Annotated in this window: 24 protein-coding genes; 20 read left to right on the forward strand and 4 right to left on the reverse strand. The window is 66.7% G+C overall.

Annotation, left to right across the window (positions count from 1 at the left end):
* Positions 1–202 precede the first annotated feature (202 nt).
* The 14 genes from uvrB to ACZ5M6_RS15640 all read left to right on the forward strand — a co-directional run bounded on the left by uvrB (position 203) and on the right by ACZ5M6_RS15640 (position 14,850).
* Positions 203–2,560: an excinuclease ABC subunit UvrB gene (uvrB, locus tag ACZ5M6_RS15575; protein ID WP_464159074.1), complete on the forward strand. Its 2,358-nt coding sequence runs from the start codon at positions 203–205 to the stop codon at positions 2,558–2,560.
* A gap of 1,119 nt (positions 2,561–3,679) precedes the next feature.
* Positions 3,680–3,871 (forward strand): hypothetical protein, encoded by a 192-nt coding sequence (locus tag ACZ5M6_RS15580; RefSeq protein WP_409612494.1) that lies wholly within the window; start codon positions 3,680–3,682, stop codon positions 3,869–3,871.
* A gap of 272 nt (positions 3,872–4,143) precedes the next feature.
* A complete protein-coding gene (locus ACZ5M6_RS15585) occupies positions 4,144–5,043 on the forward strand; it encodes a protein NO VEIN domain-containing protein (RefSeq protein WP_464159075.1) in 900 nt (299 codons plus the stop codon).
* Positions 5,044–5,607: 564 nt separating this feature from the next.
* Entirely contained in the window at positions 5,608–6,234 is a 627-nt protein-coding gene (locus ACZ5M6_RS15590; protein ID WP_464159076.1) for a hypothetical protein, read from the forward strand.
* Positions 6,235–6,429: 195 nt separating this feature from the next.
* Positions 6,430–6,555 carry a hypothetical protein gene (locus ACZ5M6_RS15595; protein ID WP_464159077.1) on the forward strand — a complete coding sequence of 42 codons (126 nt, stop codon included), beginning with the start codon at positions 6,430–6,432 and terminating at the stop codon, positions 6,553–6,555.
* A gap of 27 nt (positions 6,556–6,582) precedes the next feature.
* Positions 6,583–7,308: a 16S rRNA (uracil(1498)-N(3))-methyltransferase gene (locus tag ACZ5M6_RS15600; protein ID WP_464159078.1), complete on the forward strand. Its 726-nt coding sequence runs from the start codon at positions 6,583–6,585 to the stop codon at positions 7,306–7,308.
* 255 nt (positions 7,309–7,563) lie between these two features.
* The gene (locus ACZ5M6_RS15605) at positions 7,564–8,925 is read left to right on the forward strand and encodes a glutamate--cysteine ligase (protein ID WP_464159079.1); all 1,362 of its coding nucleotides are present in this window, start codon (positions 7,564–7,566) and stop codon (positions 8,923–8,925) included.
* Positions 8,926–8,984: 59 nt separating this feature from the next.
* Positions 8,985–10,607 (forward strand): ATP-binding protein, encoded by a 1,623-nt coding sequence (locus tag ACZ5M6_RS15610; RefSeq protein WP_464159080.1) that lies wholly within the window; start codon positions 8,985–8,987, stop codon positions 10,605–10,607.
* A 134-nt stretch (positions 10,608–10,741) separates the two neighbouring features.
* Positions 10,742–10,987, forward strand: a complete 246-nt coding sequence (locus ACZ5M6_RS15615; RefSeq protein WP_464159081.1) for a type II toxin-antitoxin system ParD family antitoxin — start codon at positions 10,742–10,744, stop codon at positions 10,985–10,987.
* Complete coding sequence (locus ACZ5M6_RS15620; RefSeq protein WP_224762222.1) at positions 10,987–11,307, forward strand: type II toxin-antitoxin system RelE/ParE family toxin; 321 nt, start codon at positions 10,987–10,989, stop codon at positions 11,305–11,307. The genes ACZ5M6_RS15615 and ACZ5M6_RS15620 overlap by 1 nt, the downstream gene beginning before the upstream one ends.
* Positions 11,304–12,053 (forward strand): DUF72 domain-containing protein, encoded by a 750-nt coding sequence (locus ACZ5M6_RS15625; RefSeq protein WP_464159082.1) that lies wholly within the window; start codon positions 11,304–11,306, stop codon positions 12,051–12,053. The genes ACZ5M6_RS15620 and ACZ5M6_RS15625 overlap by 4 nt, the downstream gene beginning before the upstream one ends.
* A 69-nt stretch (positions 12,054–12,122) precedes the next feature.
* Entirely contained in the window at positions 12,123–13,184 is a 1,062-nt protein-coding gene (locus ACZ5M6_RS15630) for an NAD(P)-dependent alcohol dehydrogenase (protein WP_054766574.1), read from the forward strand.
* A 121-nt stretch (positions 13,185–13,305) separates the two neighbouring features.
* The gene (phbB, locus tag ACZ5M6_RS15635) at positions 13,306–14,031 is read left to right on the forward strand and encodes an acetoacetyl-CoA reductase (RefSeq protein ID WP_054766575.1); all 726 of its coding nucleotides are present in this window, start codon (positions 13,306–13,308) and stop codon (positions 14,029–14,031) included.
* Positions 14,032–14,079: 48 nt separating this feature from the next.
* The gene (locus ACZ5M6_RS15640; protein WP_054766576.1) at positions 14,080–14,850 is read left to right on the forward strand and encodes a DUF4908 domain-containing protein; all 771 of its coding nucleotides are present in this window, start codon (positions 14,080–14,082) and stop codon (positions 14,848–14,850) included.
* Here the strand turns inward: ACZ5M6_RS15640 and gloB are convergent.
* On the reverse strand, positions 14,840–15,568 hold the full coding sequence (gene gloB / locus ACZ5M6_RS15645) for a hydroxyacylglutathione hydrolase (RefSeq protein WP_409612511.1): 729 nt from the start codon (positions 15,566–15,568) through the stop codon (positions 14,840–14,842). The genes ACZ5M6_RS15640 and gloB overlap by 11 nt on opposite strands.
* 45 nt (positions 15,569–15,613) lie before the next feature.
* On the opposite strand from gloB, the gene ACZ5M6_RS15650 reads away from it, so the two are divergent.
* The 5 genes from ACZ5M6_RS15650 (at position 15,614) to ACZ5M6_RS15670 (ending at position 20,310) form a co-directional block, all read left to right on the forward strand.
* Positions 15,614–16,357: a class I SAM-dependent methyltransferase gene (locus tag ACZ5M6_RS15650; protein ID WP_152950911.1), complete on the forward strand. Its 744-nt coding sequence runs from the start codon at positions 15,614–15,616 to the stop codon at positions 16,355–16,357.
* A gap of 70 nt (positions 16,358–16,427) precedes the next feature.
* Positions 16,428–16,934 (forward strand): SixA phosphatase family protein, encoded by a 507-nt coding sequence (locus ACZ5M6_RS15655; RefSeq protein ID WP_054766579.1) that lies wholly within the window; start codon positions 16,428–16,430, stop codon positions 16,932–16,934.
* Positions 16,931–17,275 (forward strand): DUF952 domain-containing protein, encoded by a 345-nt coding sequence (locus ACZ5M6_RS15660; protein ID WP_054766580.1) that lies wholly within the window; start codon positions 16,931–16,933, stop codon positions 17,273–17,275. The genes ACZ5M6_RS15655 and ACZ5M6_RS15660 overlap by 4 nt, the downstream gene beginning before the upstream one ends.
* Positions 17,272–18,318, forward strand: a complete 1,047-nt coding sequence (locus tag ACZ5M6_RS15665; RefSeq protein ID WP_464159083.1) for a quinone-dependent dihydroorotate dehydrogenase — start codon at positions 17,272–17,274, stop codon at positions 18,316–18,318. The genes ACZ5M6_RS15660 and ACZ5M6_RS15665 overlap by 4 nt, the downstream gene beginning before the upstream one ends.
* Before the next feature lie 72 nt (positions 18,319–18,390).
* Positions 18,391–20,310, forward strand: a complete 1,920-nt coding sequence (locus ACZ5M6_RS15670; RefSeq protein WP_152950914.1) for an ATP-binding protein — start codon at positions 18,391–18,393, stop codon at positions 20,308–20,310.
* Here the strand turns inward: ACZ5M6_RS15670 and ACZ5M6_RS15675 are convergent.
* Together ACZ5M6_RS15675 and ACZ5M6_RS15680 are read right to left on the reverse strand one after the other, a co-directional pair.
* The gene (locus ACZ5M6_RS15675) at positions 20,277–20,717 is read right to left on the reverse strand and encodes a very short patch repair endonuclease (protein ID WP_182714407.1); all 441 of its coding nucleotides are present in this window, start codon (positions 20,715–20,717) and stop codon (positions 20,277–20,279) included. The two genes, ACZ5M6_RS15670 and ACZ5M6_RS15675, sit on opposite strands and share 34 nt — an antisense overlap.
* A 51-nt stretch (positions 20,718–20,768) precedes the next feature.
* Entirely contained in the window at positions 20,769–21,254 is a 486-nt protein-coding gene (locus ACZ5M6_RS15680; RefSeq protein ID WP_054766584.1) for a peroxiredoxin, read from the reverse strand.
* A gap of 114 nt (positions 21,255–21,368) precedes the next feature.
* Between ACZ5M6_RS15680 and ACZ5M6_RS15685 the strand changes: the two genes are divergently transcribed.
* Complete coding sequence (locus tag ACZ5M6_RS15685; RefSeq protein ID WP_464159084.1) at positions 21,369–21,938, forward strand: YqgE/AlgH family protein; 570 nt, start codon at positions 21,369–21,371, stop codon at positions 21,936–21,938.
* A 7-nt stretch (positions 21,939–21,945) separates the two neighbouring features.
* Here the strand turns inward: ACZ5M6_RS15685 and ACZ5M6_RS15690 are convergent, their stop codons facing one another.
* A complete protein-coding gene (locus ACZ5M6_RS15690; protein WP_054766585.1) occupies positions 21,946–22,398 on the reverse strand; it encodes a MarR family winged helix-turn-helix transcriptional regulator in 453 nt (150 codons plus the stop codon).
* Positions 22,399–22,741 lie beyond the last annotated feature (343 nt).

Consider the following 22,741-nt stretch of genomic DNA (forward strand, 5'->3'; position numbering starts at 1 on the left):
CCGCAACCAAAAAGTCGCACAAACGTACGATTAGCGACGAAAAACCGCAAAACAGCAGCCACGTCGCGGCATATCGAAGCATGTTCTTTTCGCGTAGTGACGTTTTATCGCCATTTTTTGGCCGGCCTGCGCCACATTCTGCGCGCTACAGGCGCTCTTCGGCTCTCTGGCGCCCTTGAAGTCGCCGCACTAAGTTCTGTTCATGAACCGTTCTTCGACGCCGAAGCCCGCTGCGGCCAAGCCCGCCAAGCCCGTCTCCGCAAAGCCCGTCCATGTGCCCGATCCCGGCGTGCGGGAGGCGGCGGCCGCCTTCATTCGCGACACCGGGAAAATGCCGATGTTCGCCCCGGTGACGGGTCCGCGCCTGACGCCGGAGGAGCCGGTCGCCGCCCCGGCCGACTGGGTTCCGCACCGCCCCTCGCGCGAAGGCGCCAAGAAGGGCGGGCGCTTTCGGCTGGAGACGAAATACACCCCCGCCGGCGATCAGCCCGCCGCCATCGCCGAACTGGTGGCCCAGGCCGAGGCGGGCGACCGGGATCAGGTGCTGCTGGGCGTCACCGGCTCGGGCAAGACCTTCACCATGGCCAAGGTCATCGAACAGACCCAGCGCCCGGCCCTGATCCTGGCCCCCAACAAGACCCTGGCGGCACAGCTCTATTCCGAGTTCAAGAGCTTCTTCCCGGACAACGCCGTCGAATATTTCGTCAGCTATTACGACTATTATCAGCCCGAGGCCTACGTCCCGCGCACCGACACCTATATCGAGAAGGACAGCTCGATAAACGAGCAGATCGACCGGATGCGGCACTCGGCGACGCGGGCGATACTGGAGCGGGATGATGTGATCGTGGTGGCCAGCGTCAGCTGCATCTACGGCATCGGCTCGGTCGAGACCTATACGGCCATGACCTTCACGCTGAAGGTGGGGGACCAGATCGACGAGGCGAAGCTGCGGGCCGACCTGATCGCGCTGCAGTACAAGCGCAACGACCTGAACTTCGAACGCGGCATGTTCAGGAAGCGCGGCGACGTGATCGAAATCTTCCCGGTCCACCTGGAGGACCGCGCCTGGCGCATCAGCCTGTTCGGCGACGAGCTGGAGGCGATCCAGGAGTTCGACCCCCTGACCGGCAAGAAGACCGCCGACCTGAACGAGATCACCGTCTACGCCGCCAGCCACTATGTGACCCCCCGCCCCACGCTGAACCAGGCGATCACCGGCATCAAGGCCGAGCTGAAGGAGACGCTGGACTGGATGGTCGAGAACGGCAAACTCCTCGAAGCCCAGCGGCTGGAGCAGCGCACCCGTTTCGACCTGGAGATGATGGAGGCCACCGGCAGCTGCGCCGGCATCGAGAACTATTCCCGCTGGCTGACCGGCCGCGCCCCCGGCGAGCCGCCGCCCACCTTCTTCGAATACATCCCCGACAACGCCCTGCTGTTCGTGGACGAGAGCCACGTCACCATCGGCCAGATCAACGGCATGTTCCGCGGCGACTATCGCCGCAAGTCGACCCTGGCCGAATACGGCTTCCGCCTGCCCTCCTGCATCGACAACCGCCCGCTGAAGTTCGAGGAATGGGACGCCATGCGCCCCCAGACCATCCACGTCTCGGCCACCCCCGGCCCGTGGGAAATGGAGCGGGCCGGCGGCGTCTTCGTGGAACAGGTCATCCGTCCCACCGGCCTGATCGACCCCCCGGTCGAAATCCGCCCCGTCTCGGGCGCCACGCGCAACCAGGTCGACGACGTCATCGACGAGGTCAAGGCGACGACGGCCAAGGGCTATCGCAGCCTGGTCACCACCCTGACCAAGAAGATGGCCGAGGACCTGACCGAATATATGCATGAGCAGGGGATCCGCGTCCGCTACATGCACTCAGACGTGGACACGCTGGAGCGGATTGAAATCCTGCGCGACCTGCGTCTGGGCGCCTTTGACTGCCTGATCGGCATCAACCTGCTGCGCGAGGGGCTGGACATCCCCGAGTGCGGCCTGGTCGCCATCCTGGACGCGGACAAGGAGGGCTTCCTGCGCTCCGAGACCAGCCTGATCCAGACCATCGGCCGCGCCGCGCGCAACGTCGACGGCCGCGTCATCCTCTACGCCGACCGCATGACCGGCTCGATGGAGCGCGCCATCGCCGAGACCGACCGCCGCCGCGAACGCCAGATGGCCTATAACGCCGAACACGGCATCACGCCCGAAAGCGTCAAGCGCGACATCAAGGAAATCCTCGACAGCCCCTATGAGTCCCGCGAGATGGACCGCCTGACCCGCCCCGGCGTGGCCGAAGCCTCCAAACCCTTCGTCGGCTCAAACTTCCAGGCCGCGCTCAAGGACCTCGAAGGCCGCATGCGCGAAGCCGCCTCCAACCTGGAGTTCGAGGAAGCCGCCCGCCTGCGCGATGAGATCAAGCGCATGAAGCTGCTGGACCTGGAATTCGCCAACGAGGCCCTGACGGGGGCGGGCGAAGCGGTGGACAAGTCGGCGCCGAAGAAGTGGCGCAGGGAGGCGGCGGCGGAGAAGGCGGAGGCGTTTAGGAAGGGGCGGTTGTAGGGGCGCGATCCCGCTTCCTTCTCCCCTTGCGGGAGAAGGTGGCCGAGCGCAGCGAGGTCGGATGAGGGGTCACGCCGGCGCGAACAACTAATGATCTCACCGCTGAACCGCCCCCTCATCCGCCCCTATCTGCTCAAACCAATCGAAGGCTGGCTCGAATTTTTCCTGCGGGAAGCCAAGATCGCCGAAGAACCCAACAGCCCAAGTCCGAAGTTACTTCGTTGCTCGACCGACAGACGGACTATAAGCGCCGCACGAAAATTCTGCTCGACCAGATGGAAAGCCGGAACGCCTAGCGCCGCCGAACGCCTTTAAAGACAAATCCAACTCGTCGCTGTCGAAAGAGCGACAGTCGAAGCGAAATCCAACGATCGGCTGAATGGACACGCGAACCGCACAGAGCCCATTGCGAAAGCGATACGCTGGATGCGTTTATTCAGCGAAATTGAAAGGGAGGCGCTTTACAGAGCGCACTCAAAGCCAACGCGCTTTTGTACGATATCTCTGATTGGATCATGCCCGTCGCTACAGGCGGAATATAGGTTGGCTTCGGCGAACGCTTCCGTTGGATTGACAACGACATGATGACGATGCCGATGACGATGCCGAACGATACTCTTATCGATGTTGTTGAACTAACCGCATATCGCGGCCCGTTGGATTTGCACGAACAAACGCTTTAAAGCGCGTTGAGTTAGACAAGTTTCAAAACAAACGTGAAAGTCCGCAAACTCGAAACGCATTAACGACGGCGTTAACGCGTTGTTTGTCGCAACAGTGCGTGTAACACGGTGTTAACCGCACTAATGTCCATAGTTACTTAACCGGGTAGGCAAAAAAATGCACCCGCGTAACAAAAAGCCCTTGCCCGGAACGGCGGCTTATGAAAAATGGCGGGTGGGCATAGAAAAACCGGCCGCGTGGTTCAGACGCGACCGGCTTCGAAAGCCCAATCTCAAACCGCCCGCGCAGGGGCAAAGCCAGAGAGGAGTGTCTTTCGCTTCCAATTTGAAATTACATTCCTTGACGGCTTCGTCAAGCGAAGGCGTGTAACACGGTCATTATGTCGGGTTAGACGCCGGAGCAGCGTGGGTTCTTTTTACAGAAAGAACTACGAACATGTCGAAGCACCTTAATAATACCGACTACCCCATCATCAAGTTGGCTTTGAGCCTTCGCTATTATCAGCACACCGTTGCCGCCTACTTTGGCGTCAATCAGGGGCGGATCAGCGAGTTCAAGCGCAGCGCGTTCTATCGGGTCTGTCCGATGGCTGCGATGCTGCCGTTGGGTTTCCCGCCGCGTCCGTAATGATGATCTGACTATGGCCCGTGGCGGGAAACCGCCACGGGCTTTCTCATGCGGCGATCTCGTCCACTACATGGAGAAAGTCGTAGCCAACAGGTGGCCGAGTGCAGCGAGGTCGGATGAGGGGTCACGCCGGCCCTAACGATCCACGCCGAACCGACCCCTCATCCGGCCCTGCGGGCCACCTTCTCCCGCAAGGGGAGAAGGAAGGGCGATTAGCGCCCTGGTAAAGACCGTCGCCGTCATACTAACCTAAGGTTGGTGGGGAGACTGGGTTGGTCGATCAGGTCAAATATGGCCGCAACTGGGATGATGAGGAGTTGGACCTCATCGTCGCCGACTATTTCGCCATGCTCGACGACGCCGTCTCTGGTCGTCCGCTGGTCAAGTTGCACCATGCCAAGGCCTTGTCACAGCAGATCGGCCGCACAGTCGGCTCGGTCGGTCAGAAGTACGGAAACATCTCCGCCGTCCTGACCGAACTGGGCATGCCCAAGCTGAATGGTTTCGGTAGTCGGCCGAACTACCAAGAGGCCATCTTCTCCGCACTGGAACGCCATCTCGACCAGAATCCAGCCGCTTGGGACATCGGGATGCCATTGCGCGACTCCCTGCGGGCCCAACCGACCGAACAGCCGACGTATGGAAGCGGGGTGTCGGAGCCCTCGACCGTGTTTGCCCCGGCGCCCCTGCTGATGACCTCGGCCCCTCCCCTCGGCGCGGAGAGGCCCCGACGACCCGCAGGTCTGTCGCGACTGGTTCGGAAATTCGATCCAGCAGCTCGCGATCAGCGGAACCGGCAGCTTGGCTTGTTAGGCGAGGAGCGGATTTTCCATCACGAACGCGCCCAGTTGATCGCCCATGACCGGGCGGATCTAGCGACGAAGGTCGAATGGACGTCGCAAGAGCGCGGAGACGGGGCCGGATACGACATTCGCAGCTTCGACCCGACGGATGGTCGTGAGCGACTGATCGAGGTGAAGGCCACGCGTGGCGGCGCATCGACGGACTTCTTCCTCACCCGAACGGAATGCGAGGTGGCGCAGGAGCGGCCTGACGCATGGCGGCTTTACCGCGTGCATAGCTTGCCCGTCCGGCCGGAATTCTTCGTCCTCGCGCCACCGTTGGAAAGCGCGGTGGTGCTGACGCCGGAGGCGTGGCGGGCGTCCTTCTGACCCCTAATCAGACCAAGCCATCCCCCTGATCTTTCGTCATCCTCCGGCAAGCCGCGCCTTCGCGGCGCAGACCGGGGGACCCAGCGGCGCGCGGGAGCGCGAACCTGTCGCGGACTCGGTGTTCAGATAGTGTGCGTCGGATGGATTTCGCCTTCGGCGCCGCTGGGTTCCGGGTCTCCGCTGCGCTTCGCCCGGAATGACGAAAGGGGGAAGTTGAGCGCGGGTGGCTATGGCTGATCGTGCTTGAAGACCAGATTTTCGCCTGACGTCATCCCTCATCTTTCGTCATTCCGGGCGAAGGGCCGCTTGGCCCGAAGACCCGGAACCCAGCGGTGCGCGAGAGCGCGAAACTGTCGCGGACTCGGTGTTCAGACAGTGTGCGGCGGATAGATTTCGCCTTCGGCGCCGCTGGGTCCCCCGGTCGCTTCGCGCCGGAGGATGACGAAAGGAGGCGCGGGTCAGGCCCTGGGCCGCCATCCCCGTTCTGATCCCTTCTCCCGCAAGGGGAGAAGGAAGAGAGAGTTGCGTCCGGGTTTGGCGTAACGGGGGTTTAGGCCGTGGGGCATGAGCCAGGGCATTCACCGCAAGATCCGATCCGACGCCGTCTGGGCCGAGGTGCGCAAGGCGTGGGAGGATGGGGAGACGGCGCGGTCGGTGGCGCGGCGGTATGATGTGGGGGTGCACGCCCTGTGGAAGCGGCGCGAGGCGGAGGGCTGGGCGCGGCCCGAGCCGAAGGCGGGGCCGGTGGAGCCGGCCGAGGGCTGGGGCGCCTATGTGCAGACGCGCCGCGACGCCTTCGAGGCTCGCCTGGCGGATGCGCGGGCGCTGGCCGAATGTCTGGTCGAGGCGATGAAGGACGAGCGGCTGATGCGGGCGCCGCACTGGCATATTCCGTGGCTGTATCGCTGGCGCGCCGACCATCTGGGCCCCGAGGCGGCGGCGCGGGACCGGGAACGGGCGGTGGAGATGGGGTATGTCTGGGCCGAGGCGTTCTGGGACGAGGACGGGGCGCTGAGGCCGCTTTACCGACTGGATGCAGAGATGGCGCGTCTGCACCCGCAGGAGTGGCGCCGGGCGGTGGGCGTGCCGGAGGGGGGGGAGGTGGGACTCCTTCTTCCCTTGCGGGAGAAGGTGGGCGACCCTCGGGCTTGTCCCGAGGGGAGGTCGGATGAGGGGTTGCACCAGCCCTGACGGTCCACGCCGAACCGACCCCTCATCCGGCCCTGCGGGCTACCTTCTCCCGCAAGGGGAGAAGGAAGGACGCCTCCGGGTCGAGGACGCGGTTCAGTTGGGCGTGGGGGGTATTCATCTCGGCGGCCAAGCTATCCCCTGATCTTTCGTCATCCTCCGGCAAGCCGCGCCGGCCGCCGCGCCCTGGTCGCCACCGTGACCAAGAAGAGGGCCGAGAACCTGACCGAGTCCCTGCACGAAGAGGCGGCTCGCTTGCGCGACGAGATCAAGCGTATGAAGAAGATGGACCTGGAGTTCGCCCAGGACATGATGAGCAGCTGAGCCCCTGCGGCGATCGAGACCTGACCCATGATACGTCTTTATGTGACCGGCGACCTGTCGCCCGGCGCCGCCGTCGCCCCGACCCTGGACCAGTCCCGCTACCTGACCCAGGTGATGCGGCTGAAGGCGGGCGACGAACTGCTGGTCTTCAACGGCCGCGACGGCGAATGGCGCGCCTCGATCGCCGAGGTGCTGAAGAAGGGCGTCATCCTGCGCGCCGAGGCCCAGACCCGACCCCAGACGCTCGGCCCGGATCTGGAGCTGATCGTCGCCGTGGTGAAGAAGGCCCGGGTCGAGACCATCGTCGAGAAGGCGGCCGAACTGGGCGCCCGCCGCGTCCGGCTGGTGCTGACGAAACGCACCAATGCGGACCGCATCCGTCTGGACCGGCTGGACGCCATCGCCGAGGAGGCCGCCGAACAGACCGGCCGCCTGGACGTCCCCGGCATCGACGATCCGATCAAGCTGGACGCCGTCTTGACCGATTGGGAGGCCGGGCGGCGGCTGATGTTCTGCGACGAGACCGGCGGGGCGCCGGCGATCCGAGCGCTGACCCAGGCGTCTCCTCCGGCCGCCAAATGGGCGATACTGATCGGCCCCGAAGGCGGCTTTTCGCCCGAGGAGGGCGAACGGCTCCGCGCCCTGCCCTTCACCACCGCCGTTTCGCTCGGCCCCCGCATCCTGCGGGCCGACACCGCCGCCATCGCCGCCATGAGCCTGTGGCAGGCGGCGGTCGGGGATTGGGACCGCTGAGAGACGCCATTCCTCCCCCATTCCTCCCCCCTTGGGGGAGGGGGACCGCCGCGCCCTTGCGCGGGGGTGGAGGGGGCGCGACGCCGCAGCGCCCCCTCCGTCTCTCCGCTGCGCTCCGAGCCACCTCCCCCAGAGGGGGAGGATTTTTGACGTTGCGATCCGTTCCGGAATAAGCCCCGCCCCCTTGAGCCTTGCCTCAACCTCGCCCATCTAGCCGCGACAGACGGTCGCTGATGCGCCGAAGGGGACTGACGCATGACCGACAACGCGCCGCTGAGCCGGACCGCCCTGATCGAGGCCATGTCCAAGGGGATCAAGCCCAAGGACCAGTGGCGCATCGGCGCCGAGCACGAAAAGTTCGGCTTCGACAAGACCACCCTGGCCCGCCCCGCCTATGACGGCCCGAACGGCATCAAGGCCATGCTGGAGGGGCTGCAGCGCTTCGGCTGGACGCCGGTCGAGGAGAACGGCTTTCTGATCGGGCTGGAGCGCCGGAACGACGAGGGCTTCGTCGCCTCAGTCAGCCTGGAGCCCGGCGGGCAGTTCGAACTGTCGGGCGCCCCGCTCCTGACCATCCACGACATCTGCAATGAGACCGGCCAGCATCTGATGGAGGTCAAACAGGTCGCCGACCAGCTGGGCGTCGGCTTTCTGGGCGCCGGCTTCGACCCGCTGTGGACCCGCGAGCAAACGCCGGTCATGCCCAAGGGCCGCTATGACATCATGCGCGCCTACATGCCCAAGGTGGGGTCGCTGGGCCTGGACATGATGCTGCGCACCTGCACCATCCAGGCCAATCTGGACTTCGATTCCGAAGCCGACATGGTGCTGAAGTTCCGCACCTCCCTGGCGCTTCAGCCGATCGCCACCGCCCTGTTCGCCAACAGCCCCTTCACCGAAGGCCGGCCCAACGGCTTCCTGTCGGCCCGCGCCAATGTCTGGACCGACACCGACCCGGATCGAACGGGCATGCTGGGCTTCGTCTTCGAAGACGGCTTCGGCTTCGAGCGCTACGCCGACTATGCGCTGGACACCCCGATGTATTTCGCCAAGCGCGACGGTCGATACGTCGACGCCTCGGGCCAGTCGTTCCGCGATTTCCAGGCCGGCAAGCTGCCCGCCCTGCCCGGCGACTATCCGACCATCAAGGACTGGAACGACCACCTGACCACCCTCTTCCCCGAGGTGCGGCTGAAGGCCTATCTGGAGATGCGCGGCGCCGACGGCGGTCCGTGGAGCCGGATCTGCGCCCTGCCCGCCCTGTGGGCCGGCATCCTGTACGACGCGCCGTCGCTGGCGGCCGCCTGGGACCTGGTCAAGGACTGGGACATCGCCGACCACGAGCGCCTGCGCCGCGACGTGACCCGCCTGGGCCTGAAGGCCGAAGTTGCGGGCCGCAGCGTGCGCGACATCGCCGTGGACCTGGTCAACATCGCCAAACAGGGCCTGAAGAACCGGGCGCGCTTCTCGGGCGGCATGGTGGACGAGCGCGGCTATCTGTCCGAACTGGAAGACATCGCCGACAGCGGGATCACCCCGGCTGAACGGCTGCTGGACCTGTACCACGGCCCCTGGGGCGGCGATGTGAAGCGGATTTACGCCGATTTCGCCTACTGATGAAAAGGCGTCCTTAACCCGCAAGCTGTACGGCGTGTCCCATACGGGTAAGCCGAACAATGACCAGCCGCTCGATCGCAGACTCGCTCACGCCTGCCGCGCCCTTTGACGCCCCTCGCAGGGCGCCGGAGCTGGATCTCGACACCTTCTTCGACGTCTCGCTGGATCTGCTGGTGGTGCGCGACATCAACGGGCCCGTGCTCAAGGCCAGCGCCTCCTGGTTCACCGTGCTCGGCTATCGTCCCGAGGCGTTGGTGGGCCGCCTCCTGCCCAGCCTGATCCATCCCGACGATCAGGAGGCGACGCGCCAGGCCATGGCCGAGGTCGTCAACCGTCGGCCGGGCGATCCCGTCCTGGGCCAGATCAACCGGTATCGCCACCGGGACGGCCGCTACGTCACCCTGGAATGGCGCGCCCAGCGGTTGGGGAACCGGATCTTCGGCGTCGCGCGCGACGTCACCCAGAAGGTCGCGGCTGAGCGCGCCCTGAGGGAGGCCAAGGCCGCAGCGGAAGCCGCAAACCAGGCCAAATCCGACTTCCTGGCCAATATGAGCCATGAAATCCGCACGCCGCTGAACGGCGTCATTGGAATCGTCGACGCCCTGTCGAAGACCGACCTCAGCCCAGAACAGGCCGAGATGGTCGCCTTGATCGCGAGTTCGGGCGTGACGCTGGAGCGCCTGGTCTCGGACATTCTGGACGTATCCAAGATCGAGGCCGGCCAGCTGAACCTGGAGACCCGCCCCTTCGACCTGGACGAGGCGCTGGAGGCCGGCCTGGACGTGGCGCGGCTGCGGGCCGAGGCCAAGGGCCTGACCCTGGAGGTGCGGCGCGACGCCGACGCCCGCGGCGTCTTCGTCGGCGACAGTCTGCGAATTCGCCAGATTCTGGACAATCTCCTGTCCAATGCGATCAAGTTCACTCAACACGGCGGCGTCCAAGTCGACGTCCGGGTGTGCGAAGACTCCGACGGCCTGACCGTGCTGAGCCTGACGGTGCAGGATACGGGGGTGGGCTTTTCCTGCGACCACGCCGCGCGCCTGTTCGAGCGGTTCACTCAGGCCGACAGTACCGTCACCCGGCGCTTCGGCGGGACCGGTCTCGGTCTGTCGATCTGCCACGCCCTGACGGAGATGATGGGCGGCCGCATCAGAGCCGCCTCGACACCGGGCGTCGGCAGCCGGTTCACGGTCGAAATTCCGTTGCCGCGCGTCAGCAGCCTGGGTGATTACGATGTCCAGACACGCGGCCGGGCGACGCAGATCGCCGCGCCCCTGCCCGCGCTCCGCGTGCTTCTGGCCGAAGATCACCCCGTCAACCAGCGGGTCGTCCAGTTGATCCTGGGCGCGCACGACATGCAGATCGTCACGGTCGACAACGGGCTCCAGGCCCTTGAGGCCTTCCAGAGCCAGGACTTCGACCTGGTGCTGATGGACATGCAGATGCCGGAAATGGACGGCCTGACGGCGACACGCGCCATTCGCCGGGTGGAGGCGAGCCGCCGCAGGCGCACTCCCGTCATCATGCTCAGCGCCAACGCCATGGACGACCACCGCCGTCAGGCCCTGGCGGCCGGCGCCGATCTGCACGTCTCCAAGCCCGTCACCGCCGCCGCCCTGCTGGGCGGCATTCAGGTCTTGATGGCCGCCCCTGCGACCGCCTCTGACGTGCGAGCGGGGTAAGGCCCCGTCCTGAGGGACAAATCGGACACATCGGACAGTTCGGACACCCTTTTTCGGCCGATCGTCCCTTGGGGGTGGAAATTGACAAAGTTTGCCAAAGGTCCATCCTCTGCCGCGATAGGGAAGGACCGCCCATGGCCACGATGAACATCTCCCTGCCCGACCCGATGAAGGCCTGGGTCGAGGAACAGGCCCGATCGGGCCGCTACGCCAACGCCTCCGACGTCATCCGCGACCTGATCCGCCGCGAGCAGGTCAAGGCGGAAAAGATCGCGCACTGGCAAAGATTGATCGCAGAGGCCGACGCCTCTGGCGTTTCCGATCAGTCTCCGCGTGAAGTGATTGAGGAACTGCGCGCCCAGTTGCGCCGCGCCTCCTAATGCTTCGCCTGAGCCGCGAGGCGCGGGCGGACTTGCAGCAGGTCTATTTGCAAGGTCTGGAACTGTTTGGGAGCCGTCAGGCCGATGACTATATCGAGGGCCTGTTCGCCAAACTGGATTTGCTTACGGACTTCCCCCGGCTCGGAGCCGCTCGGCCCGAGTTGAGCGCGGACGCTCACGTGATGCTCTACAAGAGCCATGCCGTCCTCTATCGGATCGACGATGCGGACGTATTTATCCGACGCATTCGGCACGCGCTTGAGGATTGGCAATCCGATGGCTCTGAGGTCGGATCGAACGACGAAGGCAGCGAACCATGACCCACCCCATCCACATCGGCGTCGGCGGCTGGACCTATGAGCCGTGGCGCGGCGTCTTCTATCCAGAGGGCCTGGTTCAAAAGCGCGAGCTGGAATACGCCGCCTCGAAACTGACCTCGATCGAGATCAACGGCACCTATTATTCGACCTTCAAACCCGACAGCTGGAAGAAGTGGCGCGACGAGACGCCGGACGGCTTCGTCTTTTCGGTCAAGGCCAGCCGCTACTGCACCAATCGCAAGATCCTGTCCGAAGGCGGCGAGAGCTTCGACCGGTTCCTGTCCCAGGGCCTGACCGAACTGGGCGACAGGCTGGGGCCGATCAACTGGCAGTTCATGGGCACGAAGAAGTTCGATCCTGAGGACTTCGAGGGTTTCTTGAAGCTGCTGCCGCCCGAGAAGGACGGGGTCCGCCTGCGCCACGCCCTGGAGGTCCGCAACCCGACCTTCGCCACCGAACAGTTCTATGACCTGGCCCGCAAATACGGCGTCGCCATCGTCTACGCCGTCGATGACGAAGAGCCGACCTGGCCCCAGATCGACGAGGCGACCGCCGACTTCTCCTATGCCCGGCTGATGTCCAGCCGCCAGGACGAACCGACCGGCATGACCGCCGACGAACTGTCCGCCGTCGCCGACCAGGTCCGCGCCTGGGCCGAGGACGGCGAGGTCTTCGCCTATTTCATCTCGGGGGCCAAGGCGCGCAATCCGGCGGCGGCCATGGCTCTGATCGCCCAGCTCAAATAGGGCCGGCCTTGCGGGCGGCGCCGGCGGTGCGCATCTGTCGGCCACGCCCCAAAGCCTGAAGGACTCTCCATGCCGATCGCCACCCGCGCCTTCGCCGCGACCGCCGCCGACAAGCCCCTGGTCCCCTACAGCTTCGAGCGGCGCGATCCCGGCCCGGACGATGTGCTGATCGAGATCAAATACTGCGGCATCTGCCATTCGGACCTGCACATGGCCCGCAGCGAGACCGGACCCGCATCCTATCCCCTGGTGCCGGGCCACGAGATCGCCGGCGTGGTCAAGGCCGTCGGCTCCAGCGTCGTCCGTTTCAAGGAAGGCGACCGCGTCGGCGTCGGCTGCATGGTCGACAGCTGCCGCGAATGTTCATCCTGCCGGGAGGGGCTTGAGCAATATTGCGTGCCCGGTTTCACGGGCACCTATGGCGGCAAGGACAGGAAGGGCGGCACGGCCGAGACCATCACCCAGGGCGGCTATTCCGACCATATCACGGTGGATCAGCACTTTGTCGTCACCATTCCCGACAGCCTGCCGCTGGACGTCGCCGCCCCCCTGCTGTGCGCCGGCGTGACGACCTATTCGCCGCTGAAGGAATGGAAGGTCGGACCGGGCTCCAAGGTGGCGGTCATCGGCCTGGGCGGACTGGGCCATATGGCGGTCAAGCTGGCCGCCGCCATGGGCGCCGAGGTCACGGTCCTGTCCACCTCCGACCGCAAGAAGGCCGATGCGGAGCGGATGGGCGCCGAACATTTCCTGATCAGCAGCGACAAGGCGGCGATGAAGGCGGCGGCCGAAAGCTTCGACCTCATCATCAACACCGTCTCGGCGACCCACGAGATCGCCGCCCACACCCAGCTTCTGGCCCGCGACGGGACCATGGTCATGCTGGGGCTGACCACCGAGGGCCTGCCGGTGTTCGCCGTGCCCCTGCTGTGGCGTCGGCGGCGGATCGCCGGCTCTCTGATCGGCGGCATGGCCGAGACCCAGGAGATGCTGAACTTCTGCGCCGAACACGGCATCGTCTGCGACATCGAGACCATCGCCCCGGACCAGATCAATGACGCCTATGAGCGGATGCTGAAGTCCGACGTCCGCTATCGGTTCGTCATCGACATGGCGAAGATGGCGGCCTGACGCGCCTGAACAGACGTAAAGGCGCCGCAGGGGAAATCGGCCTTTGATCCGCAACCCCTGCGCGGCTACACCTTGAGCGACAGTCCGCAGCAGACGGACGCGAGGAAACAAGGACGGACGGATGGCGCGCGTAGCATTGGTGACCGGCGGAACCCGGGGCATAGGCAAGGCGATCGTTCAACGCCTCAGCGAGGACGGCATAAGGGTGGCCGCCGGCTATTCCGGCAATGACGAGGCGGCCCAGGCCACCGCCCGCGCCTTGGGCGTCATGGTGGTCAAGGGCAATGTCGGCAGTTTCGAGGACTGCGCCCGCGCTGTCAGCGAGGTCGAGGCCGAACTGGGTCCGATCGACATCCTGGTCAACAACGCCGGCATCACCCGCGACGGCTTCTTCCACAAGATGAGCCACGACCAGTGGTCCGACGTGATCCGGGTGAATATGGACAGCGTCTTCAACATGACGCGCCAGGTCATCAACGGCATGCGCGACCGGGGCCACGGCCGGATCGTCAACATCTCCTCGATCAACGGTCAGAAAGGTCAGATCGGCCAGACCAACTATTCCGCCGCCAAGGCCGGAATGATCGGCTTCACCAAGGCCCTGGCGCTGGAAAACGCCAGGAAGGGCGTGACCGTCAACTGCATCGCCCCCGGCTATATCGACACCGAAATGGTCGGCGCCATGGACCCCAAGGTTCTGGAATCGATCGTGTCGCAGATTCCCGTCGGCCGCCTGGGCAAGGGCGAGGAGATCGCCGACATGGTCTCCTGGCTGGTGGGCGAGCGTGCTGGATATGTCACAGGCTGCACCCTGTCGCTGAACGGCGGCCAATACCTGGTCGGGTGAACGGGCTTCGCCCAAAATCCGCCGCGTGACGGTTTCATCCATAGTCTCATGATGTTGACGGGATCGGCCTGGGCGAAAAAATCGCCGCGCGGGACTGCGACGGCGCTTGCCGCCGTCGTCGCCCTTGGCCTGTCCGTCGCCGCCCCGGCCGTCCTGCCGGCCGACTGCCACGCCCAGTCGCGCCGCAACCTGCCCCCGTCGGCCCGCTACGTCTCCGGCACGGGTCAAGCCTTCGTGCTGGATGTGACGGGCGCCCGGCCCCTGATGCGGTTCGAGCAGTCGACCGAGATCTGGGTGCTGCGTCCGACCGCCGCGCCGCGCGGCGACATCATCTATCGCAACGACAACGGCGATCAGATCCTGCGGGTCACGCCCGACGGCGGCATGACCCTCTACACCACCGCCGCGCCGCAAGGATCGCCGGTGTCGCGCAACGGCGAGGCCGCGCCCCTTCTGGCGCCCGGCCTGACCGCCGTTCAGCTGTGGAACTACATCGTCCGCCAGAGCGACCGCGCCAGCCGGGCTCTGGGGCGTCTGGTCGTCGTGGACGTGGACATCCAGCCGGGGTCCGAGGCGGTAGCCGCCGACGCCCTGTCCACCGCCGTCGACGCCATCGTCCGCATGGCCCGCTCGCCCAATCTGCGGTCCGAAGCCAACCGCATCCGGCGGATCGAAATCGTCGATCAGGGCCGCACCAGCCAGACCGCCTTCAGCCGCGGCACCCTGCGGATCGTGATCGAGCCGCGCGCCGGCGTCGCGGGCCGCCCCTCCTCCGCGCGGATCGTGCGCCTGGTGGCGGACGACGTCCTCAGCCGCTGAAGCCGTCCTTGGCCGCCCGACGCGCGGCGAACTGCTCTGCGTCACCCGCCCGCAGGAAGGGGTTGAACCGCAGTTCCGTCTCGAGGGTCGTGGGCACGGTCGCCTCGCCCCGCGCCCGCGCCTCAAAGATCGCCTCGGCGTGGGCGGCCGTCTCGGGCCGGGGGTCCAGGCTCAGGGTGAAGCGCGCATTGGCGGCCGTATATTCATGGGCGCACCAGATCACCGTCTCCGGCGGCCAGGCCGCCAGGGTCTGAAGGCTGGCCCACATCTGTTCGGGCGTCCCCTCGAACAGGCGGCCGCAACCCAGGGCGAACAGGGTGTCGCCGACGAAGGCCGCCCCCGCCTCCACCGACCGATAGACGACGTGGCCCAGGGTGTGGCCCGGCGTGGCCGTGACCTCAAACCGGGTCTCGCCCACCGCGACCGTGTCCCCATCGCCGACGACGCGGTCCAGCGGCGCCACGCGCGCCACCTCCTGCGGCCCCACGATCTCGCAGCCCGTCTCAGCCTTCAGCCTATCGTTGCCTTCTGTGTGATCGGGATGCCAGTGGGTGTTCAGGATCAGGTCCAGCCGCCCCCAGCCCAGGCCGTCCAGCTCTTGCAGGATGCGCGCCGCGTCCGGCGTATCGACCGCCGCGACGGTTCCCGTCGCCCGATCGCGGATCAGAAAGCCGTAGTTGTCGCTGCGGCACGGGAACAGATGAACGTCCAGGGTCATGGCGACGTTCTAGCAGGACGGACCCCGGCGGCCTATGGTGGCGACATGCGGCGCAGCATCGACGAGCTTCGAACCTTCTACGGCGAGCCGACCGGCGCCCTGGCTCGTCGACTGCTGGCGCGTCGGCTGGAGGACGCCTGGGGCGAGGCGACAGGCTGCGACGTTCTGGGCCTGGGCTACGCCACCCCCTGGCTCGACGCCTTCGTCGGGGCGCGACGGGTCGTGGCGGCCATGCCCGGCGGCCAGGGGGTCGAACACTGGCCCAGCGTCGGCCGCAACCGCAGCCTGCTGGTCGATGACCGCCGCCTGCCCTTCGCCGCCGGCGCCTTTGACCGCATCCTGCTGGTCCACGCCCTGGAAGAGGCCGACGACCCGACGGCCCTGCTGCTGGAGGCGGTGCGCGCCCTGGCCCCGACCGGCCGCATCATCCTGGCCGCCGCCGCGCGGGGCGGGCTCTGGTCCCGCGCTGAAAACACCCCCTTCGGCCACGGTCGGCCGTTCACGCGGGGCCAGCTGGAACGGCTGGTGCGCGAGGCGGGGCTGGAGCCGACGGCCTGGTCCCAGACCCTCTATGTCCCACCCTGGTCGCCCCTTCTGCCCCTGGCCGACGGTTTCGAACAGGTCGGCCGTCGGATCGCGCCGGGCGCGGCCGGTCTGATCCTGCTGGAGGCGTCGCGTCAGGCCTACGCCCGCATCCGCCCCAGCGGCAAGGCCCAGCGCGTCCCGGCCAAGGCGGCGCTTGCGCCTCAGCCTGCCGCCTCCGTCTCGCACGACGGGCCGCTCGGCTGATCGCTTCTGACGGGGAGTTGACGTCGTTCCATCTGGTCGCCGCCTGCGAACGGCCTTATGGCGAAGCCCCATGCATCGACTGATCCTCATGCGGCACGCCCAGGCCGAGCCGAACAGCCCGTCCGGCGGCGATGAAGCCCGCCCCCTGTCCGCCGTCGGACGCAACGAAGCCCTGCTGATGGGGCGGGCCCTGGCTGAGCGCGGGCTGAAGCCCGATCTGGCCCTGGTATCCTCGGCGGTCCGCACCCGCCAGACCTGGGAGCAGATGCATGACGCCTTCGGCGATGTGGAGGTGCGCGACGAGCCGCGCCTGTACAACGCCCCCGCCGACGTCCTGCGCGGCTTCGTCGAGGCCAGCGAGGAAGAGGCCGGCTGTCTGCTGGTTCTGGCCCACAATCCGGGGGTCCATGCGCTGGCCGGCGACTATCTGTCGGAAAGCGCGGCCTCGCCCGCCATTCTCGATCGCCTGGCCGGGGGTTTTCCGACCGGGGCGGCGGCCCTGTTCACCGTCGATGCGGCCGGGCGCTGCACCTACGAAGGCTTTCTGACCCCGCGCACCCTGGGCGGGGCGGCATGACGTCCGTCGCCTATAAGATCCTGTCGTCGAACGACTGGCGCCGCATGGTGGCGGAAGGTCGCTACCAAGGCTCCGTCGTCGATCTGGCCGACGGCTACATCCATATGTCGACGGCCGATCAACTGGCCGAGACCGCGCGCCGCCACTACGCCGGTCAGGCCGATCTGATGCTGCTGACGATCGATCTGGCGCTGCTCGACGAAGCCCTGGTGTGGGAGCCGTCGCGCGGCGGCGCCCTGTTTCCCCATCTCTACGCCCCCCTGCCCGTCGCCGCCGTCACCGCCAGCCGCCCCTTCGCCGTAGCCGAGGACGGGGCCATGCGGTTCGAGGATGCGGCATGAACCTGTTCGACGGCTTGGCGGCCGGCCTGCGCCGTCTGGACCCGGAAACCGCGCACCGGCTGGCGATCCAGGGTCTGGCCCTGGCGCCCCTGCCCGCCGCCCCGGTCGATGATCCGATCCTGCACACGACAATCGCCGGCCTCGACCTGCCCAATCCGATCGGCCTGGCGGCGGGATTGGACAAGAACGGGGAGGCGCTGGGCGGCCTGTCGCGGCTTGGCTTCGGCTTTGTGGAATGCGGCTCGGTCACGCCACGGCCCCAGCCCGGCAATCCCCGGCCGCGGCTGTTCCGACTGCAGGAAGACCAGGCGATCATCAATCGCATGGGCTTCAACAACGCCGGGCTGGACGCCTTCGCCGCCCGGCTTGAGCGACGCCCCCAGGGCGTCGTCGTCGGCGCCAATCTGGGCGCCAACAAGGATACGGAGGACAAGGCGGCCGACTATGTCGCCGGGCTTCAGCGCCTCGCGGGCCGGGCCGCCTATTTCACGGTCAATATCTCCTCGCCCAATACGCCCGGCCTGCGCGCCTTGCAGGGGCGGGACCAGCTGGACGATCTGCTGGGTCGGATCGAGGCGGCCCGGCCGACGGCCCGGTCCGACCGCGCGCCGGTCTTTCTGAAGATCGCGCCGGACCTGGTCGCAGGCGAGATCGGCATGATCGTCGAGGCCGCCCTGGCCCATCGGATCGACGGGCTGATCGTCTCCAACACCACCCTGGAACGCCCCGAAAACCTAAGCTCGCCCCAGGCCGGAGAGAGCGGCGGCCTGTCGGGTCTTCCCTTGCGTCCCTTCGCCGAAAGGGCGCTGCGGGCGGCGGCCGAGGCGGCGCAAGGCCGTCTGCCGCTGATCGCCGTCGGCGGGATCGACAGCGGGGCCGAAGCCTATGCTCGCCTTCGCCTGGGGGCCTCGGCGGTGCAGATCTATTCCGCCCTGATCTATCAGGGACCGGGATTGGTCGGCGCGATCAAGCGCGACCTGGCCGCCCGCCTGCGCGCCGACGGGTTTTCCACCGTTTCCGCCGCCGTGGGATCGGGCCGTTGACGGAGCGTTAGTTTCGATCTGCGCATCCTGTGGCCCGACGAACGAAGACCGTTCGCGCCGATGGGAAGCGGAATGCAACAGACGAACATGGTCCCAACGGCTGTGAGTGGCTGGACTGTGGCGTCTCGCTTCCGCGCCAAGCAGGCGGCGCAACGGCTGGCGACGGCGGCGGCGACCGCCCTGGTCGTGACGCCGATGCTGGGTTGGCGGCTCTCGCTGCTCTGGCTGCTGATCTACGGCCTGGCCCAGACGGTGGAATGGGCGGTCCTGCGCATGGCTTCACGCGCGCCCGACGCTCGCCTACGGAAAATCCCGACCTGCGCCGCGATCCTGATCAGCGCCGCGACCTTCGGCGGCCTGTCCATTCCCATGTGGCTGATGGGCGGCGCAATGGGCGGCCTGTGCGCGGCCCTGATGCTGCCGGCGCAGATGCTGTTTTCGATGATCAACGCGCCCCGATCCAAGATGCTTCTGGCTGCGACCCTTTCGCCGCCGATGCTGTATCTGCTGTCCACGCCGTTCTTCGCCGCCCATTTCGGGGCCGGCGTCTCGGTCATCATGACCGCCTCTGCGGCCGTGGTGATGTTCGTCATCTTCACCGTGCTCAGTTGGCAAATCATCAGCGAGACGGCCGAAAAGCGCCAGCGGGCGCGCGACGAGGCGGATCGGCTGCGGCGGCAGGCCGAACAGAATCTGGCGGCCCATACCGCCTTCCTGGCGGCGATCGGCCATGATCTGCGCACCCCGATCGGCGCCATCCTGACCGGCGCGGCCGAGCTTCAGGCGGCCGACGCCGCTTCTCGCGCCAACACCGCCCTGATCACCGACGCGGGCCTCATGATGAAGGCCCTGCTGGACGATCTTTTGGACCACACCCGCATCGGCGCCGGCCGGATGAAGGTCGAGGTGGTGGATTTCGATCTGCGCGCCATGCTGGCCCAGACCCTGCGTCTGTGGCGCGGACCGATCGAGGCCAAGGGCCTGACCTTGCGGGTCGAGGGCGCCGCCCAGATGCCGCGCGACGTCAAGGGCGATCCCATGCGGATCCGTCAGGTGCTGAACAATCTGATGTCCAATGCGGTCAAGTTCACCGCCGAGGGACAGATCACCCTGCGCCTTGAGGCCTGGCCGGAAGAGCCGTCCGGCTATGCCCTTCTGTTCGAAGTCGCCGATACGGGTCCGGGCCTGACCGCCGAGCAGATGGAGCGCCTCTTCAACCCCTTCGATCAGACGGCCGAAGGCGTCGGCGCCCAGTTCGGCGGCTCGGGCCTGGGCCTGTCCATCAGCCGGGATCTGACCGAGTTGATGGGGGGACGGCTGACGGCGCGCAGCGCCCCCGGCCAGGGCGCGCGCTTCACCGTGTCTCTGTTCCTGCCGGCCGGCCGGGCGACGGAGCGAACGGCTCCAGCGGCCCGGGGGCTGACGGCCCGCCCCGACGCGCTGGCCCTGCCCCTTGCCGCTCCGCCTATTGCGCCCCCTGCCGAAGACGTCCCAGCGCCGGCCGCCGAGACGCCGCCCGTCGAGACGCCGGCCGCGCCGCCTCCGCCCGAAGAGGCCGACCGTCCGTTGAAGCTGCTGGTGGTCGATGACCACGACATCAACCGTCGCGCGGTTCAGCTGATCCTCGAGCCCCTGGGCTGCGACATCGTCACCGCCTCCGACGGGGTGATCGCCTTGCAACGCTGCGCCGAAGTCGTCTTCGACGTCATCTTCATGGACGTGCGCATGCCCGAGCTTGATGGGCGCGAGACCACCCGCCGGCTGCGCGCCGGCGACGGTCCGAACGCCCGAACACCCGTTGTGGCCGTGACGGCGGATTCCGCGCCGGAAGACATCGCCGCCTGCCAGGCCGCCGGCATGGCCTATTTCGTCTCCAAGCCCCTGACGCCGCCGGCCCTGTTCGCAGCGCTACAGCATGTGTTGGACGACGCGGCCCAGGACGCAGGCGCTGCAACGCCTCAGCCTTCGACCTCAGACGTCGACGCGGCCTGACCCTTGATCTCGGCGACCAGCCGAGCGGCGAAATCGGGTGTGCGCAGGTCACACTCCCATACGATCACCACCCGCCAGCCGTCGGCCGTCAGGGTCTCGGCCGATCGCGCGTCTCTGGCGCGGTTGCGGGCGATCTTGCCGCCCCAGTAGTCGGCGTTGGCCTTGGGCTTGCGCGATCCTCGCGGACAGTCATGGCCGTGCCAGAAGCAGCCGTGGACGAAGACGGCGACCCGCCGCCCTTTCATTGTCAGATCCGGCCGTCCCGCCAGCCGCTGGCCGCCTAGCCGATAGCCGATCCCGGCCGCGCGCAGCACCCTGCGCACGGCCAGTTCGGGCGAGGTGTCCCGCCCCTTGACGCGGCGCATCACCGCGCTGCGCTTCTCGGGGCTGAAGACGTCCGTCGTCATGCGTGTTGGGCCGCGCTCAAAATGCGAAGCGTCGGCGCGGCCCGATCCCGATCAGAGTTGGGCCAGCAGATGCTCGGCCGAGGAGACCTTGAACTCGCCGCCCTGTTCGACGTTCAGCTCGGTCACGACGCCGTCCTTGACCAGCATCGAATAGCGTTGCGACCGCTCGCCCAGGCCGAAGCCCGAGCCGTCGAGCACCAGGCCGAGCGCGCGGGTCAGTTCGCCGTTGCCGTCCGCCAGCATGACGATCGAGCCGTCTTCCACGCCCTGGCTCTCGGCCCAGGCCTTCATCACAAAGGCGTCGTTGACGGAGAGGCAGGCGACGACGTCGACGCCCTTGCCCTTGAAGGCGTCCAGATTGTCCTTGAAGCCCGGCAGGTGACGGGCCGAGCAGGTGGGGGTGAAGGCGCCGGGGACGGCGAACAGCGCCACGGTCTTGCCGGCGAAGACGTCGGCGGTGTTGACGGGCTTGGGGCCTTCCGCCGTGGCCTGGGCGAAGGTCGCCTCGGGAATGCGGTCGCCGATCTGGATGGTCATGGAATCTCTCCGCGCGGGTTGGCTTGGGTGCGCCTGCGACAGATAGCGGCCGACGCCGCCAAGACAAGCTCGGCGCGCTTGCGCCGGGCCCATTCAGCCCCGATTATGGAAACCATGACCGACGCCTCCTTCCTGACGGGCCGTCTTCTGGTCGCCATGCCCGGCATCGGCGATCCCCGGTTCGAACACGCCGTAATTCTGATCTGCGCCCATGGGCCGGACCACGCCATGGGTCTGAGGCTGGACCGGCCCGCCCAGGGAATCGATCTGAAGGCGGTGCTGGACAAGCTGGACGCGCCCGCGCCGGAACAGTCCGTAGGCCGTCCGGTTCTGATGGGCGGGCCGGTCGAGCGCGAACGCGGCTTCGTCCTGCACACCGACGACTGGAGCGTGGGGGACGACACCCTGCCCTTCGGCGACGGCCTGGCCATGACGGGGACGCGCGAGGCCCTGGCGGCGATGACGGATACGGTCATGGGACCGCGCCACGCCACCTTGCTGCTCGGCTACGCCGGCTGGGGCGAGGGGCAGTTGGAAGACGAACTGGCCGATAACGTCTGGCTGACCACGGAAGCGGACCTGGACCTGATCTTCGATAGCGATCACCAGACCAAATGGACCCGCGCCCTGGCGCGCATGGGCGTGGACGCCGGCCGGCTGTCAGCCCAGGGCGGGCGGGCCTGATCGCCGATCAGGCGTCCCCGTCCGCGTCCTCCTCCTCGTCCGGTTGCGCATCCTCGTTCAGCGCGCCGTTCAGAGGTGCGGCGATGCGCGCGGCCAGCAGGCTCAAGACCTTCAAGGCGATGTCCAGCTCTTCCTGAGAGAGGCCCTGGAACAGGATGTCGCGATCCCGCGCCGCCATGGCTTCGGACTGTTCAAGCGCCTGATAGCCCCGAGGCTCCAGCTTGATCGTATTGGCCCGGCCGTCGCCGGGTCGACGCTGTTTGGAAATCAGCCCGTCGGCCAGCAGACGCGCGACGCGACGCGACAGGGTCGGTTCCGAGATTTGAAGACTGGCGGCGAGCTCCGCCTGGGTCATGCCGTCGGGCGCGGTCTTCAGGACGCGAAGAGGAGCTCTTTGGGCGTTCGTATAGCCGGCGGATTTGAAGAGACGGGCGGCGCGCGCTGTAAAACGGCGCGCCACTAGTGCCGTCTTTTGGCTGATCAACAGTTGCGTCAAGGACCTTTGGCTCACATTCTCTCCGTCTGACGCCCCGATACTCAACTGTTCCAATTTACTCTCTACAACGGCATCTTGCATACGTAAGGACCACGCTGAACAGGCTGACGGAAAGGCCGCCGTCAATGACTAAGCATTTTCCAATCCCCTAGTCTGGGGCGCGGATACACGCAAGACTATGTCTCCTTCGAGTTGAAAATTGAGATATAATCTCGCTGAGACGCCTTAGCCATGCAACCGTCCTGCTCCACGATTAAGGCGACAGCGTTTACATCTCCACCACAGTTACCTAAGTAAGAATGCATAT

The organism is Brevundimonas sp. Br13, from assembly GCF_055391505.1.

Coding starts and splice junctions, on each gene's coding strand:
- ACZ5M6_RS15600 (WP_464159078.1), top strand. CDS start 6,583: ATGATACGTCTTTATGTGACCGGCGACCTGTCGCCCGGCGCCGCCGTC.
- ACZ5M6_RS15640 (WP_054766576.1), top strand. CDS start 14,080: ATGATGTTGACGGGATCGGCCTGGGCGAAAAAATCGCCGCGCGGGACT.
- ACZ5M6_RS15685 (WP_464159084.1), top strand. CDS start 21,369: ATGACCGACGCCTCCTTCCTGACGGGCCGTCTTCTGGTCGCCATGCCC.
- ACZ5M6_RS15630 (WP_054766574.1), top strand. CDS start 12,123: ATGCCGATCGCCACCCGCGCCTTCGCCGCGACCGCCGCCGACAAGCCC.
- ACZ5M6_RS15610 (WP_464159080.1), top strand. CDS start 8,985: ATGACCAGCCGCTCGATCGCAGACTCGCTCACGCCTGCCGCGCCCTTT.
- uvrB (WP_464159074.1), top strand. CDS start 203: ATGAACCGTTCTTCGACGCCGAAGCCCGCTGCGGCCAAGCCCGCCAAG.
- ACZ5M6_RS15660 (WP_054766580.1), top strand. CDS start 16,931: ATGACGTCCGTCGCCTATAAGATCCTGTCGTCGAACGACTGGCGCCGC.
- ACZ5M6_RS15590 (WP_464159076.1), top strand. CDS start 5,608: ATGAGCCAGGGCATTCACCGCAAGATCCGATCCGACGCCGTCTGGGCC.
- ACZ5M6_RS15615 (WP_464159081.1), top strand. CDS start 10,742: ATGGCCACGATGAACATCTCCCTGCCCGACCCGATGAAGGCCTGGGTC.
- ACZ5M6_RS15655 (WP_054766579.1), top strand. CDS start 16,428: ATGCATCGACTGATCCTCATGCGGCACGCCCAGGCCGAGCCGAACAGC.
- phbB (WP_054766575.1), top strand. CDS start 13,306: ATGGCGCGCGTAGCATTGGTGACCGGCGGAACCCGGGGCATAGGCAAG.
- ACZ5M6_RS15605 (WP_464159079.1), top strand. CDS start 7,564: ATGACCGACAACGCGCCGCTGAGCCGGACCGCCCTGATCGAGGCCATG.
- ACZ5M6_RS15580 (WP_409612494.1), top strand. CDS start 3,680: ATGTCGAAGCACCTTAATAATACCGACTACCCCATCATCAAGTTGGCT.
- ACZ5M6_RS15665 (WP_464159083.1), top strand. CDS start 17,272: ATGAACCTGTTCGACGGCTTGGCGGCCGGCCTGCGCCGTCTGGACCCG.
- ACZ5M6_RS15675 (WP_182714407.1), bottom strand. CDS start 20,717: ATGACGACGGACGTCTTCAGCCCCGAGAAGCGCAGCGCGGTGATGCGC.
- ACZ5M6_RS15620 (WP_224762222.1), top strand. CDS start 10,987: ATGCTTCGCCTGAGCCGCGAGGCGCGGGCGGACTTGCAGCAGGTCTAT.
- ACZ5M6_RS15680 (WP_054766584.1), bottom strand. CDS start 21,254: ATGACCATCCAGATCGGCGACCGCATTCCCGAGGCGACCTTCGCCCAG.
- gloB (WP_409612511.1), bottom strand. CDS start 15,568: ATGACCCTGGACGTTCATCTGTTCCCGTGCCGCAGCGACAACTACGGC.
- ACZ5M6_RS15650 (WP_152950911.1), top strand. CDS start 15,614: ATGCGGCGCAGCATCGACGAGCTTCGAACCTTCTACGGCGAGCCGACC.
- ACZ5M6_RS15625 (WP_464159082.1), top strand. CDS start 11,304: ATGACCCACCCCATCCACATCGGCGTCGGCGGCTGGACCTATGAGCCG.
- ACZ5M6_RS15670 (WP_152950914.1), top strand. CDS start 18,391: ATGCAACAGACGAACATGGTCCCAACGGCTGTGAGTGGCTGGACTGTG.